This window comes from Paenibacillus sp. FSL L8-0340, from assembly GCF_038593145.1.
Taxonomy (GTDB): Bacteria; Bacillota; Bacilli; order Paenibacillales; family Paenibacillaceae; genus Paenibacillus_AQ.
The window spans coordinates 441,858-455,477 of the sequence record NZ_CP151967.1 but is presented as its reverse complement, the minus strand read 5'-3'; the positions used below and the strand labels follow the sequence as shown (position 1 = coordinate 455,477).

Here is a 13,620-nt window from a genome sequence, read left to right as displayed (position 1 = left end):
AACGTCCCAAGGTTAAAAGAGCGGCGGCAGCAAGTTTAAATTTCGTTTAAATTTTATCCCGGCGCTGAGAAATGACAATAGAGGTACCCTGCTCACTGCTGTCGACCGTCCATTCCAGCTCCATCCGCTTAAGCAGCAGCTCTACAATAGACAAACCAAGTCCTGCCCCTTTGGAGTCAGAGTTGCTCATCATTCCCTTGCCATGGTCCGAGACGATAATCACAGGGCGGCTGTCCCGGACTTCCAGCGCAATGCCTACATATAGTCCGCAGCGGGCATGGCGCAGGATATTCTGAAACAGGTTGTCCAGAATCCGGCGGAACCAGCTCTCGTCTATAGTCCAGTATAGAGGTTCACCCTCCAGGTCAATATCAACCTGGAACCCTTCCTTCTCCCAAAGCGGATACCAGGCGGCGGCACTTTCGCGCAGCAGCCGCAGCACGTCCCTGCGCTCCAGCTTCAGCGTTATCTTTCCGCTGCTGAGCAGATTATAAGAGAGCAGATTCTCGATCAGCACGCTGAGCCCGGCAATCCGTTCATCCATCAGCTCCAGCGATTCCTGCCCGCGCGGCGATAGGCTTTCCTTGCCCAGCACATGGAGATGAGTACGGATTACGGTGAGGGGAGTCCGCAAATCATGCGACAGATCGGAAACCAGGCGCTTGCGCAGCCCCTCCTCTTCCGCCTCTCTAGACCGGCTGGCATTAAGCTCAGTCACCATCGTATTAAAGGCCTCCTCCAGACGGCCAATCTCATCCGATCTGCCACCAGAAGTAACGGGCTTCGGAATTCCGGCCCCGCCCGTGAAACTCATCGCCGTCTGCAGGCGCAGCAGCCGGGTCCGGATCCCTATGAAGAACAGCAGCGACACCACAATGAAGCCGGCAAAAAACAAAACCAGAACGATTAAATACCACGAGCTTAGCCCATCAATACTTTCTTCATCCCTCAATGCATCCGGAATTTGCATCACCATAAAACCTTCTCCGGCTTCCGCACGGTCTCCTACAAAGGCGACAATGGCGAGCGGATTAAGCTCTGTGCTCTTTTTCATAAAGGCAACCGCCTCTGCAGCACTCCACTGCGCGGGCAAAGCATCACCCTTTACCTGCTTCTGCAGCTCGGGATCTTCCGGCATAAGGCTTAGCCTGGTTTTCCCGTGGCTGTCTACCCAGAACATCCCGGCCAAAGGATACTCACTGCTGAGCTGCCGCATCCGCTCATTGATCGCCTCCGGCGGTTTGCCCAGCAGATCCAGCGCTTCCTGATGCCACATGGTCTCAAGCTTAGTGATTCTGGAGTAAGGGGCATACTCATCAGGCGGACCTTCCCGGGTCCATGCGCTGAATAGGCCGTATCCGACAAAGGTTGCCGTCATCATGACAGGCAGGAACAGCAGGGCTGCAATAATGATCAGCAGGTAGCGGGAGAGCAGCGAACTGCGCAGTTTATACAAGCGCCTAATGGCCCTCATGCTCTCACCCGGTAGCCGATTCCCCGGACCGTCTCTATAATCTCGGGTGCAGCCGGGTCAAGCTCCAGCTTCTCGCGCAAATAACGGATATGTACCATCAGTGTCTTGTCCCCCTCTATGTAAGCCTCACCCCAGACGGCTTCATAGATCTGTTCCTTGGTCAGAATCTGCCCAAGATGGCGGAGCAGGTAGGAGAATATCTGAAACTGCTTGCCGGTTAACAGGATTTCTTTGCCGCTTGCCGCTTCTTGAATAAGGTGTTCCCCTTCATGGACGATCAGATGCTTAATCCTTAACGGTGCAGGTGCCGCAGCACCGCTCCTTCTCAGCAGGACTTCAATCCGTGCGGCCAGCTCATCCGGGTGAAACGGCTTGGTTAAATAATCATCGGCAAATTCCAGCCCCTGGAGCTTATCGTCGATGGAGGTGCGGGCGGAGAGCATCAGAATTGGCAGCCCCGGATACGTCCGCTTCAGCCGCTGCCCAACGGTGAAGCCGTCAAGACCGGGCAGCATGACATCGAGAATGGCTAACTGACAGCCGGCAGCCGCCTCCACTGCCCCTTCACCGCTCTCCAGCCAGCGGACGGCATACTGGCGTTCCCGAAGATCGGCGGAAACCGCACTGCCAATCTCCCTGTCATCTTCAACATATAACAATGTAACGCTCATTTAGCTTTCAATTCCTTTCTCGGTGGAAATGGCAGGACATCATAAAAACCCGAAGGCGGCGGATTACCGTCTGCGCTTCGGGGAGGGTATAGGTTGTATTGATTAGGACCAAAGGAACCGGACCGGTAACATTATCGAGTACGTCTAAATTTCAAATTTTCAGCCCTCTAATTGTAACATGATTTACCATAAGCCAGCTATCCTCCGGACGGCAAAAAGCCATCTATAAACCGTAGGGTTTACGATGGCCAGCTGTTTCATATCTTAGGTTTATTTGCCGTTAACTGCGGCCGCAGGCTGCCAAACGCCATGCTCTTCGTTTTTGCCGACATACTCTATCCGTGCCGGTGTAAGCTCCAGAATGACATAGTCAGGATCATCCGGTCCTTTGAACCATTTCTCCAGTGATTGGTCCCATACTTTGGCCCGTAAGCCTTCATCCCTGGTAACGGCGACTGTTGCTTCGATCTCCAGCACATCCTTGCCGCCGCCCTTTTCATATCCAAGCAGCAAAAAAGCATGCGGATTATCCTTCAGCTCTTCTACCTTATGCGTCTTCCGGTTGGTAGCGAGGTAAATGTTTAACCCCTCATGAAATACTGCCATATAACGCACCTTAGGTTTGTTGCCGGCTTCTATCGTGCCGAAGGAACCGAACTTATTGTCATCCAGCGCTTTGATGATATTTTGCTCCAGCTCATTGTTATCCATTGACGAAACAGCTCCTTTCCAATATGTGTGCTTATTATAGTGTACCCGTCCGGTTCAGAATGAATCCGGGGCAAAATCATGAACTCACTTATGCTTTTCTCCCGCCCTGGGGCTGGGTGTATGTCATCGCCGTGGCTGCAGACGCTGGCCATTATTGCAGGAATCCTATTTTCACTCAGCTTGGCAGCCTGGAAATTAGGGTAATATAGAAGATGTCAAAATCCTGTGCATAAGGGTGGAATCGTTAATGACTGAGCATTTCTCCGAACACACCGAACCTACACTACATACCGTTCTGCTGCAGTTTATTTTCCCCTTCTCCATCAAGGACGGTGAGGACAAGAGCCTGGCCCGCCAGCTTGGGCTTGACGGCTTCACCCGATTTTTTCTCAACAACAAAGAGCTGGAGGATGCTTATTACGGCGAAGGCTACTGCGTATCCCATGAGAAAATGGAGCGGAGCTATCTGCCGTTCGCAGCCCATGTCTTATTCCCGCGGGACAAGGATAAAGAAGATTCCTTCCGCCGGTTTTCCCGGGTAAACAATCTGGCCTGCAGGCTGGAAATGACACAGCAATCCGTAAACTTCCGGGTACTCTCGACGGATGTATTCATTTGTCCGTTTCAGCTTGGATTTCTGACCGTAAGAGTCCGCATCGAGGAAGAGAACCTGCCCTTCAGCACAGCGCTGGAATTCGCCGACCGTTTCCGCACACTCGAGGATGTCTCCTACCAGGACAAACATACCTATATCCATTACCAGGACAAAACCTTCGATCAGGTGGAGGATTTTGTGTTCAGGAATCTGGCCGATGGCCTGCAGCCGTTTATGGACCAATCGGAAATTGACGGGGCCTATTTTGAGACACTTCCCTTCTTCGTAGACGAACGAATGCTGGTCCAAGCCTTTTATGGCTTCAACCGGCAGGAGGATGCAGACGAGATCAGCGTGGAGCTGCGTTACCGCGCCTCCCAGCTGGATGGGCTGAATCTGTACGGAAAACCCTATATCAGCGCCAGCGATCCCGAGTATATCGAAGAGTACTGCCAGGCACATTCGTACAACCGCTGGGGGCCGGATACCTACTATATGACCAACGAGCAGACTTTCTGCTGCCTGAGCCGGGCCGAACCGGAGGTAGCCACTCCACTGGTCAATCAGATGTACGGGCAGTATTACTACGGGCTGCTCCTTAGTATTTTCCACAAAATCGTCCTGTTGAAGCTTTCCAATCTCCACTCCCGGCTGCGTATCAACCACGATTATGATCAAATTGAGAATCTGATCTTCCTGATTAACAAGTTTTCGGCCAAGTTTTATTTTCTGGAGCTGATTTCACAGTCGCAGGGCCGGGAGATCTTCATCCAGCTGCGCAAAGTATACGGCAATGATGCCCTCTTTGATGAAGTCAAAATGACCCTGAACGACCTGTTCCAGTACCAGGAGAAATTCCAGGCTAAACGCCGGGATACGCTGCTGATGATTCTGACTGTCTTTACAGTGGTGAGCGGCATCTACGGGATGAACCAGGTTATTGAAGACTTGAAGGGACGCATTGAATGGAGCAAAATGCTGGAATACTCTCCTTTTGAATATTTGGCACTGCTGCTCACCTTCACCGGGATCCTCGTCAGCATCCTCCTGACGCTGAAAGAGCTGTGGAACGGAATCCGCAGCCGCCGCAGAAAAAGATTTTATACCAAGGATTGATAAGCTTCCGGAAACTATCATGAGCGCCGGGGCGGAACCGGGGAAGCTGCTGCTGCCGGAGCTGCACGGAACGAAATTTCCGCCGAACAGGAAGTTCTTTCCCGCGAGACGGCCAGTGAATTGATCGGCTGCGTGCAGCAGATGGGCGAACCGGACCGCAGCCTGTTTCTGCGCAGATATTTCCTCTATGAGAGCCTTGATCAGCTTGCGCAAACCTTCAGTCTCAGTAAAAAGGCAGTCGAAAGCCGCTTATACCGTTGCCGGACGCTGCTCAAGCAGGCGCTAGGCCTGTCTGAGAGTCAGGGAAAGGAGGCGCAACATGGCCAAAGACATGAAAATTGAGGAACAGCGCCTGTTCGGAATGATTGATTCTATGAACTTCAGTGATGCGGAACTTGCCTTAGGTGTACTGCCGGAGATTAACCAAGGTCCGCACCTGGCAGACGAAGAGGAGACAGCTTCGCTCGCCCGCATCAAAGCACGTACACTTGCCCGTCTGGAGCCTGAAGCCGCTGTCCACACCGTCCGTTCCTTCGCCCGGAGATCCCGGAGGCGGAATATCTTCGCGGCCGCAGCAGCGGTAATACTCATTGCTGCCGGTATGCTCGCCTTCTCTCCTGAGGTACAGGCCGGGTTAAGAAAGGCGCTGAGTTTCCTTCCTGGCTTCGGCACCGTCGTGGAGAACAGCCCCGGTGACCGGATCTATGTGCTGGGCAAATCCTATGATATTGCTCTGGGGGACGGAAGTCTGACCGTAGATGCCGTTCTCCTGCAAGAGCTTGGCGGGAGTATTACGCTTCGCGGCCGGAAAGTCCCTGAAGTCAGCGAATTTGAGGGTAAATATCGGCGGCAACCGCTATACTTTCACCTCTTACATGCGTTCGTCCTCGGAGAGTGAGTGGTACGGCAGCTACAGTTCAACTCAACCGCTGCAACTGAAGAAGAATAATCTTCTAACCCTGCATCTGGTCGGCACAACCGTTGGTCCGTTACAGCTCACCGCTCCGAAGACAGCTGAGGAGCTCGGGGAACTCGGCGCAAGCGATATACAGCAGGATGTGCGGATTACTGCTTTTCCGGTGGACCTTGGCGGCGGGCTTGTCCGTGTCCAGTTATTGCCCACTCTGACGGCGGAATCCGGGCTGACTGTCCATGCTTACGGACTGGAGCCGCTGGTCCCTGGATCAGGTCTCTATATAGAGAACGCAGCAGGAGAAAAGGCGGCACTGGAGCAGCCTGAATCCATGTCCTATCCTTCCGACTTCCGGTTTCATGAGACTGCCGGGGCGGGCGCTTGGCCTTATACGGTCTTCATTCCTTATATTGAAGTTTCAGATCATGACGCTGTATCTGCAGAAGTAGAGATTCCGCTGCCTGATATCGGCCAGGAGCAAATGCTCCACACACGCGCGGAAATCGCGGGCTTTCCGGTAGAGTTCACCCGCATTGAACGTACCGGCGAGACGGCTGCCAGCGTCGATGTGAATGTGAATTTCAATGCCGCAAAGCTGCGGACGCTGAAGCATTTTCTTATTCGCTATCCGGGGCAGGCGGACAACAGCTCGTTCTCTTGGGTGAATAAGGACCAGACCTACGGCGTGATGAAGACCCTCCATTTAGAAACAAAACCCGGGGAGGATAAGCTGCGTTTTAAGCTGTCCGAGCCGCATTTTCTGCTCAAAGGGCCGTGGCGCCTGCCGCTGAAGCTTGATAGCTAAGCAGAGTTGCTACTGGACAACTATGGAGCGGGCGTCTATAATACACCGTAAGAACACAGCAATACCTATAACTTCATAGTACCAGGGGTGCTGGAATTGGCCGGCTGAGATTGTATCCCACAAGATACTGACCCTTATACCTGATCTGGATAATGCCAGCGTAGGAATCGTCAATCGCTTACGGCCGTTTATGGCCCAAGCCACAACCTTGCGCAAGTAACTGGTGTCCCGATTCTCGGGGCACCTTTTTTGTATGGGACTATTCAGAATTTGGAAGACTAGGGTTGCTGGAAGGAGAGAAGAAGAGAAATGGGAGTCACAAAAGTATTAAAGCTCAGCCTCACCTGCATGCTGGTCTTTGCCATTGCCGGATGCGGCAATAGCAATGGGAACTCCGGGGGGAATGCGGCAGAGACTGCCGGGAACAGCACCGCTGCTCCTGAAACCACTGCCGGGGCAGCAACGGACGCTCCGAAGGAGCTGACCAAGGTCAAGGTCGCGCTGGACTGGACGCCGAATACGAATCATACCGGGCTTTATGCGGCAAAAGAGCTGGGCTATTACGAAGAGGAAGGGCTGGATGTTGAAATCGTGCAGCCGGGCGCTGCCGGTTCCGACACGATGGTTACCTCGGGCGAAGCCGCTTTTGGCATCAGTGCCCAAGAGGCACTGACGCTGGCCCGCCTGCAGAAGGTGCCGCTTGTGTCCATCGCCGCTATCATTCAGCATAATACCTCCGGGTTTGCTGCACCGAAAAACCGCAATATTAAGACACCGAAGGATTTCGAAGGCAAAACCTACGGCGGCTGGGGTTCCCCTGCCGAAGAAGCGGCCATGAAAGCCATTATGGACCCCGAAGGCGGAGATGTGAAAAAGGTGAAGCTGGTGAACATCGGTGAAGCGGACTTCTTCACCGCCGTGAAACGCGACATTGATTTTGCCTGGATCTTCTATGCCTGGACCGGGATTGAAGCGGAGCTGCGCGGAGAACCGCTCGACATGCTCTACCTCAAGGATTATGCACCCCAGCTCGATTACTACACGCCGGTACTGACTACGAGCGAGAAGGAAATTGCCGAACATCCGGAGCTGGTGAAGGCTTTCCTTAAGGCTACCTCGAAAGGTTATCAATACGCCATTGATCAGCCGGAGGAAGCCGCAGCCATTCTTTCCAAAGCTGTTCCTGAGCTGGACCCCAAGCTGGTCCTGGCCAGCCAGAAATGGCTCAGCCCGAAATACAAGGATGATGCCGTCCGCTGGGGCGAGCAGAAGAGCGAGGTCTGGCAGGATTACGCCGACTGGATGTATGGCCTGAAGCTGCTCGATCAGCCGCTGGATGTTCCAAGCACATTTACGAATGAGTTTTTGCCAGCTAACTGATTAAGGATGAAGTGATTTAAACTGAGAGGATTGATATATTGTGGTCAATACATTGCTAAGCATTCAGGTAATTCCCAAAACTCCGAACAACGAGGATTCGATTCCTTACGTGGACAAAGCCATCGAAGTGATTCAGAAATCCGGTGTAAAACATCAGGTGAACCCGCTGGAGACCACGATGGAGGGCGACATCACCGAGCTGCTTGAGGTTGTGCGCCAGATGCATGAAGCGCTGATTGCCGCAGGCAGTCCGAGCGTCATCTCCCAGATCAAAATCGCCCATAACCCGAATGGAATCAGCATGGACAAACTGACGGAGAAATACCGGCCGTGAGATCGTATTGGAAACAGATTTGGCCGCCCCTTGTGGCGGTCGTCTTTTTTCTGGGGCTATGGCAAGTTTCGGTATCCCTGTTCCATATCGAGTCATGGATCCTTCCCAGCCCAAGCGATATCGCCCGGGAAACCTCGGGCAATGCTTCCGGCATTTGGGCACATACAGCGGCTACGCTGCGCCTTACCCTGATCGGCTTCCCCATCGGCACAGGCGTGGGTCTTATTGTTGCCCTGCTGCTGCATCTGCTGCCTTGGCTCAAGAGAGCTCTCTACCCGCTGCTCATTCTCAGTCAGAATGTGCCCTCGATTGCGCTCGCGCCGCTGCTGATTATCTGGTTCGGCTTCGGGCTGCTGCCGAAGGTTGTCCTGATTACACTTGTCTGCTTCTTCCCGGTTTCAGTCGCCGCCATGGGCGGCCTGATGCAAAGCGACCGGACCATGCTGAACTATATGAAGATGGCCGGCGCGAACAAATGGCAGATCTTCACCAAGCTGGAGCTTCCGGGCTCCCTGCCCGCCCTGTTCTCGGGGCTTAAAATTTCGGCCACCTACGCCGTAATGGGCGCTGTTGTCGCGGAATGGATCGGAGCTGACAAGGGCATCGGCTACTACATGCTGCTGCAAAAATCCGCTTACCGCACAGACCGCGTATTCGTCGCCATTGCCATCATCGTGCTGCTCAGTCTTGTGCTGTTCGCACTTATCGCGCTGCTGGAGAAATGGCTGGTGCGCTGGAAGCCGCGCAAAAGTTCCTAGAAAAGGAGGATCGCCGACAATGCCGCATATTACAGATAACCCGCCATCCGGCACTGAAGCAGCCGGCATTCCTGAAGCCAGGACCTTACCGCCTGCACTTGAGGTAAAAGGAATCTCCAAAACCTTCACCCACCGCCGCCGCGAAACCCGCGTGCTGGATAACGTATCCCTTACAGTGCGGCCGCAGGAATTCGTCTCGATTGTCGGACCCTCAGGCTGCGGAAAAAGCACTTTATTCCATATTATCGGGGGCCTGGAGCTGCCGGATGCCGGAACGGTAAGCATGAACGGCAACCTTGTTACAGGGCAGCGCGGAGAGATCAGCTACATGCCGCAGCAGCCCGCGCTGTTCCCTTGGCGAAGCATCGAGGACAACGTCCTGCTCGCCGGTGAGCTTAAGGGCGCGCCGCAGGCTGCGGCGCGGGAAACCGCCCGCCACTGGCTGGCCAAGGTCGGCCTTGGCGGCTTCGAGCGGGCCTACCCGCATATGCTGTCGGGCGGCATGCAGCAGCGGGCTGCCTTCCTGCGGGCGCTGCTCGCGCCGCAGGAGCTGATGCTGCTGGACGAGCCGTTCAGCGCGCTGGATGCGCTGACGCGCAGCGAAATGCAGCGCTGGCTGCTGGAGCTGTGGGAGGAGAACCGCCGCTCCGTGCTGTTCATCACCCACAACATCGAAGAAGCGCTGCTGCTCTCCAGCCGCATCTATGTGTTCTCTGGACGTCCCGGCTCCGTCCTGCATACGGTCGATGTCCCGTTTCCCCGGCCGCGCCGTGAGGAAATCGCCGATTCGCCGGAATTCCTCCAGCTCAAGCGCCAGCTGTCACAGTGGATGCGGGAAGAGCAGGCGAAGAGTTCCAAGTAGTCTTAAGCGATATCCGCTTAACAGCCTCTACAAAAGACCAGCCGCCCTATGAACCGGACGGCTGGTCTTATTAATATGTAGTTATTTCAAGATAACGGCACACGAATGCGCACTGATTCAGCAGCGCAGGGCTCAGCAACACAAACAAAAGGAAACTTGTCCGCTAATTTTATATAAAACCCACTTAATATTGATTTAGAGGGAATTACTACCTATATTATTCAGTAATTAGGCCATTTTTCCATTTCTCAAGGAATTACCGGTAGTAAATCCCTCTGATTACCCATCATTCTGTCGGTGGCATAATTAGCGGGACCCTTTCCCTTTAAGCTATAGGCATACATCGGCTTCACAAAGAGACTAATGGCCCCCTTCCCGCCGCTTCATATAGCATTCAGCCTTATCACAATTTATCCGTACATAACCAGTAACAATCCACCTGTAGCACGCCCGCCACAGCATTCGGGAATATCAAGAGAAAATAAACGCTTAGATCCAACCCTTCTCCTCAGCCAGCCGTACGGCTTCGATCCGGCTTTTCACTTCCAGCTTACCCAGAATTTCCGAGATGTAATTGCGGACTGTGCCATACGAGAGGTGCAGACTCCCGGCAATTTCACCAGCCGTCTGCCCTGCACCGGCCAGCCACAGAATCTCCCGTTCACGGGAGGACAGCGGATTCTCTTCCCGCAGGCTGCCGAAGACCAGTTCCGGAGAGACCTCACGGTGTCCTTCCATGACGCGCCGGATCGCATCCGCCAGCTTGTCGACCGGCTCGTCCTTCAGCAGATAGCCCTGAATCCCGGCTTTCACGCCCCGTTCGAAATAGCCCGGCCGGGCAAAGGTCGTCAGGATAATGATCTTCGTCCGGCAGCCTTTGGCTTTCAGCAGCTCCGCAACCTCCAGCCCGCTCTTCAGCGGCATTTCGATGTCCATAAGACACACGTCCGGCTCCAGCCGCCCGATCAGCGCAAGCGCCTCCGCCCCGTCACCGGCCTCTCCGAGAACCTCAATGTCCTCCTCCAGGTCAAGCAGCGAGGCCATCGCCCCGCGCAGCAAACGCTGATCCTCGGCGATTACAATGCCTATCATGCCAATTCCCCCTCCTTATGTTCCTTGATAATCCTTGGAATCACTACAGATAATGCTGTCCCCCCGCCCGGATTGGAGCTTAATGTCATTGAGCCGTCAACGAGCGACAACCGCTCAGCCATCCCTTTCATTCCGTTGCCTTCGCAGCGTTCACGGCCTGCTCCATCAGGAGTGAGGCCGATTCCGTTATCCTCAACGGTGATCCGCACCGCCCCCTCCGTCAGTGCAATTCCGATTCGGCAACGGGTGGCTTGGCTATGCTTCACTATATTTGTCACCGCCTCCTTGATGCAGAGGCTGAGGATATTCTGTGTCAGGTCAGGCACGTCCTCCAGCGACACCTCCCCCTGAACTTCAAGGGCGATCTCCGCAGCCCGCAGCATTCTCCCGGCCTCTGCCAGTTCCTCGGCTACGGTAACTGCCCGCATCTCCGAGACCAGCTCGCGAACCTGGCGCAGTGCCGCACGCGAGGTGCGCTGAATCTCCCTGGCTTCGGCCTGCGCGCGCTCCGGGTCCTTGGCGACAAGCCTCTCGATAAGCTGGCTTTTCAGCGTAATCAGCGACAGGGTATGGCCCATCGTATCATGCAGGTCCCGGGCAATCCGCATCCGCTCTTCGCGTTTGATTAGCTCCTCGATGACTTCATTCGCCTGATCCAGCTGTTTCTCCAGTATTTTCCTACGCCCTAGAGATTTTATCCCAAACGGAGAGACCAGCATGATAATTAAAAAAGGAAAAAAGAACAGCAGGTCATATGGATTCATCCCCCATGCCGCTATAACCAGTGGTATCAGAATCACGCCGCAAAAAACTACATAAGCTATCTTGAACTCTCTCTTGCCGGCATACCAGCCGACAAAGTTGGAAGAGAAGAAGCCCATGAAAAAATTAACCGGGTTGTAGCATAGGCTCAGCACCACAATCAGCAGCATTTGCAGCCCCAGCCAGTAGTTAAAGGCTTTGTCACCGGCCCAGTATAACTGGCGGTATGTCACGGCGAAGAGCAGCAGCAGAGCTGCTCCAATGATCAGCTTCAGGCCCCGCTCCTCCTGCAGATTAAAGGCCGGAAGCAACAAATAGAACATCCATACAAAAGGGAAAAAACCGTATTTTTGCGGGAACAACCGAAACTTCCTGCCTGACAACATGCATTACACCGCTTCCTGTTTTTTTCGAATATACAGCGATAGTAACATAAATATTGCCAGATAGCCGAGCAAAATCAGCACACCGCTCCACTGTGGATGGCCTCCGCGTACAATCTCCCACGCCCCGTTTCCATAATTATAAGAAGGCAGCCAGCGGCCGATCCGCTGCATCAGCTCCGGAAGAATATCCAGCGGCATCCACATGCCGCCCGCCAGCGCCAGCCCCATATAGAGCACATTGCTGACACCGCTTGCCGTGTCTACCCGTTTCATAAAGCCGACAAGTGTGCCCAGTGCCAGAAAAGGCAGGGAGGCGACAACAATCCATAATCCGCTGAACAGCCACTGCCCTGGAGTCAGGGACACCCCGTTCATCACATAACCAGCGGCAAATATGCATACCACGGAGAAAAGCTGCATCATCATCTGAGCGAACATTTTGCCGGTGAAATAGACATAGGACGGCAGCGGAGTAATGCGGATAAAGGTGTTCCAGCCCTGGGTCCGCTCCTGCACAAGCCGGATGCCCAGCGTCATGATCGCTGACCCCATTACACTGAACGCCGCCATCGACATCAGATAATGAGCCTGCCAGAGGGCAGCGTCGTCCATGCCTGTATTCACCACTTTAGTGAAGATGAAATAGAACATGATCGGCATGACCAGCGACCAGAACACATAATAAGGATTGCGGAAGATCCGCAGCAGCTCGGACTTGCATTGGTTGATCATTATTTTCATGGCTTGACGCCCTCCTCCGGTTGAATCGTCAATTGCTCAAAGGCCTCATCCAGCCGGCCCTGATCGATGCGGACATCCTTCACTTCAAGCCCGCCGGTAAAAATTGCACGGAGCGCCTCGTCCGTATTCTCTGTCGTGACCACAATCCGGCCGTCCTTATCGTACATTTCCTCGACCGCCGCCAATTGCCGCAGCCGTCCGCGCAGCTCTTCAGGATCGCTTGCTGCCAGAAAGGACAGCGATTGCCGCACAATTCTCCCCTTAATCTCATCCGGGCTGCCGTCCGCCACCAGCGCGCCTCGGCTGAACAGCAGAATCCGGTCGGCAATATCCTCGGCCTCCTGCAGATAGTGGGTCGTGAAGAGGATCGTCTTTCCTCCAGCGGCCAGTCCGCGTACCCTGTCCCAGAAATGCCGCCGCGCTGTAATATCCATCCCAACCGTAGGTTCGTCAAAGAACAGCAGATCGGGATTGCCCGCCAGGGCCAGGGCGAAATTCAGACTGCGCCGCTGGCCGCCGGAGAGCTTCTCGGCATACCGCTGCAGATCGGCCTTGGCCAGGCCCGTCGCCTGCAGCAGAACCTCCATAGCCATGGGCTGCGGGTAATAGCTGCGGATCAGAGCGATGATCTCCCGGACCTTCAGCCGGTCCATTACGCTTACTTCCTGCAGCATGGCCCCCGTTTTTTCCCGGACCAGCCGGCTTCCGGGCGGAAGCCCGAACACCTTTATACTGCCTTCCGTCTGCTCCTTCAGTCCAAGCAGCATGGATAACACGGTTGTTTTCCCCGCCCCGTTAGGCCCCAGAATCGCAGTAACCGACCCCCTGCTGATCTTGAAGCTAATGCCGTCCACCGCTTTTTTGCCGTGAAATATCTTGCTTACCCCATCCATTTCGATCACGTTGTCTATACCGTCCATGTCCGTTCCCCCCGTATCTTAAGCCCTGATCTATATTTCTATGGTATAAAAAATGGGGAAATGAGATCAGTATGGACTGTCATTCCTTTGAGATGACAAC

The 13,620-nt window shown here is 54.3% G+C and carries 15 protein-coding genes and 1 riboswitch; of the genes, 8 read left to right on the top strand and 7 right to left on the bottom strand.

The window, feature by feature from the left end; translation table 11 throughout:
- Positions 1–46: 46 nt before the first annotated feature.
- From NST07_RS02110 to NST07_RS02100, 3 genes are all read right to left on the bottom strand, one after another.
- A complete protein-coding gene (locus NST07_RS02110; protein ID WP_342480977.1) occupies positions 47–1,474 on the bottom strand; it encodes a HAMP domain-containing sensor histidine kinase in 1,428 nt (475 codons plus the stop codon).
- Positions 1,471–2,145 carry a response regulator transcription factor gene (locus NST07_RS02105; protein WP_340895216.1) on the bottom strand — a complete coding sequence of 225 codons (675 nt, stop codon included), beginning with the start codon at positions 2,143–2,145 and terminating at the stop codon, positions 1,471–1,473. The genes NST07_RS02110 and NST07_RS02105 overlap by 4 nt, the downstream gene beginning before the upstream one ends.
- 270 nt (positions 2,146–2,415) lie before the next feature.
- On the bottom strand, positions 2,416–2,856 hold the full coding sequence (locus NST07_RS02100) for a pyridoxamine 5'-phosphate oxidase family protein (protein WP_341089423.1): 441 nt from the start codon (positions 2,854–2,856) through the stop codon (positions 2,416–2,418).
- A gap of 247 nt (positions 2,857–3,103) precedes the next feature.
- Here NST07_RS02100 and NST07_RS02095 point away from each other — a divergent pair, with 247 nt between their 5' ends.
- From NST07_RS02095 to NST07_RS02060, 8 genes are all read left to right on the top strand, one after another.
- A complete protein-coding gene (locus NST07_RS02095) occupies positions 3,104–4,567 on the top strand; it encodes a hypothetical protein (RefSeq protein ID WP_341377115.1) in 1,464 nt (487 codons plus the stop codon).
- A 120-nt stretch (positions 4,568–4,687) separates the two neighbouring features.
- Entirely contained in the window at positions 4,688–4,909 is a 222-nt protein-coding gene (locus NST07_RS02090) for a hypothetical protein (RefSeq protein WP_341377113.1), read from the top strand.
- Positions 4,887–5,465: a hypothetical protein gene (locus NST07_RS02085; RefSeq protein ID WP_342480976.1), complete on the top strand. Its 579-nt coding sequence runs from the start codon at positions 4,887–4,889 to the stop codon at positions 5,463–5,465. The genes NST07_RS02090 and NST07_RS02085 overlap by 23 nt, the downstream gene beginning before the upstream one ends.
- Positions 5,398–6,285: a hypothetical protein gene (locus NST07_RS02080; RefSeq protein ID WP_342480975.1), complete on the top strand. Its 888-nt coding sequence runs from the start codon at positions 5,398–5,400 to the stop codon at positions 6,283–6,285. The genes NST07_RS02085 and NST07_RS02080 overlap by 68 nt, the downstream gene beginning before the upstream one ends.
- A gap of 73 nt (positions 6,286–6,358) precedes the next feature.
- Positions 6,359–6,469: riboswitch (TPP riboswitch) on the top strand.
- 125 nt (positions 6,470–6,594) lie between these two features.
- Positions 6,595–7,665 carry an ABC transporter substrate-binding protein gene (locus NST07_RS02075; RefSeq protein ID WP_341377111.1) on the top strand — a complete coding sequence of 357 codons (1,071 nt, stop codon included), beginning with the start codon at positions 6,595–6,597 and terminating at the stop codon, positions 7,663–7,665.
- A gap of 40 nt (positions 7,666–7,705) precedes the next feature.
- Positions 7,706–7,999: a thiamine-binding protein gene (locus NST07_RS02070; RefSeq protein ID WP_342480974.1), complete on the top strand. Its 294-nt coding sequence runs from the start codon at positions 7,706–7,708 to the stop codon at positions 7,997–7,999.
- Positions 7,996–8,757, top strand: coding sequence for an ABC transporter permease (locus tag NST07_RS02065; protein ID WP_341089414.1), 762 nt, complete (start codon positions 7,996–7,998; stop codon positions 8,755–8,757). Before NST07_RS02070 ends, NST07_RS02065 begins: the two co-directional genes overlap by 4 nt.
- Before the next feature lie 19 nt (positions 8,758–8,776).
- Positions 8,777–9,619, top strand: a complete 843-nt coding sequence (locus NST07_RS02060; RefSeq protein ID WP_341377110.1) for an ABC transporter ATP-binding protein — start codon at positions 8,777–8,779, stop codon at positions 9,617–9,619.
- Between the two features lie 489 nt (positions 9,620–10,108).
- On the opposite strand, the gene NST07_RS02055 is transcribed toward NST07_RS02060, so the two are convergent.
- From NST07_RS02055 to NST07_RS02040, 4 genes are all read right to left on the bottom strand, one after another.
- Entirely contained in the window at positions 10,109–10,711 is a 603-nt protein-coding gene (locus tag NST07_RS02055; protein WP_342480973.1) for a response regulator transcription factor, read from the bottom strand.
- Positions 10,708–11,796, bottom strand: coding sequence for a sensor histidine kinase (locus NST07_RS02050; RefSeq protein WP_342480972.1), 1,089 nt, complete (start codon positions 11,794–11,796; stop codon positions 10,708–10,710). The genes NST07_RS02055 and NST07_RS02050 overlap by 4 nt, the downstream gene beginning before the upstream one ends.
- Positions 11,797–11,862: 66 nt before the next feature.
- Positions 11,863–12,600 carry an ABC transporter permease gene (locus NST07_RS02045; RefSeq protein ID WP_341089407.1) on the bottom strand — a complete coding sequence of 246 codons (738 nt, stop codon included), beginning with the start codon at positions 12,598–12,600 and terminating at the stop codon, positions 11,863–11,865.
- Entirely contained in the window at positions 12,597–13,511 is a 915-nt protein-coding gene (locus NST07_RS02040; protein ID WP_341097524.1) for an ABC transporter ATP-binding protein, read from the bottom strand. The genes NST07_RS02045 and NST07_RS02040 overlap by 4 nt, the downstream gene beginning before the upstream one ends.
- Between the last annotated feature and the right edge of the window lie 109 nt (positions 13,512–13,620).

Excerpts from the sequence above, each read along its gene's own strand:
- NST07_RS02110 (WP_342480977.1), bottom strand. The coding sequence starts at position 1,474 with ATGAGGGCCATTAGGCGCTTGTATAAACTGCGCAGTTCGCTGCTCTCC.
- NST07_RS02095 (WP_341377115.1), top strand. The coding sequence starts at position 3,104 with ATGACTGAGCATTTCTCCGAACACACCGAACCTACACTACATACCGTT.
- NST07_RS02060 (WP_341377110.1), top strand. The coding sequence starts at position 8,777 with ATGCCGCATATTACAGATAACCCGCCATCCGGCACTGAAGCAGCCGGC.
- NST07_RS02100 (WP_341089423.1), bottom strand. The coding sequence starts at position 2,856 with ATGGATAACAATGAGCTGGAGCAAAATATCATCAAAGCGCTGGATGAC.
- NST07_RS02075 (WP_341377111.1), top strand. The coding sequence starts at position 6,595 with ATGGGAGTCACAAAAGTATTAAAGCTCAGCCTCACCTGCATGCTGGTC.
- NST07_RS02050 (WP_342480972.1), bottom strand. The coding sequence starts at position 11,796 with ATGTTCTATTTGTTGCTTCCGGCCTTTAATCTGCAGGAGGAGCGGGGC.
- NST07_RS02045 (WP_341089407.1), bottom strand. The coding sequence starts at position 12,600 with ATGAAAATAATGATCAACCAATGCAAGTCCGAGCTGCTGCGGATCTTC.
- NST07_RS02105 (WP_340895216.1), bottom strand. The coding sequence starts at position 2,145 with ATGAGCGTTACATTGTTATATGTTGAAGATGACAGGGAGATTGGCAGT.
- NST07_RS02055 (WP_342480973.1), bottom strand. The coding sequence starts at position 10,711 with ATGATAGGCATTGTAATCGCCGAGGATCAGCGTTTGCTGCGCGGGGCG.
- NST07_RS02085 (WP_342480976.1), top strand. The coding sequence starts at position 4,887 with ATGGCCAAAGACATGAAAATTGAGGAACAGCGCCTGTTCGGAATGATT.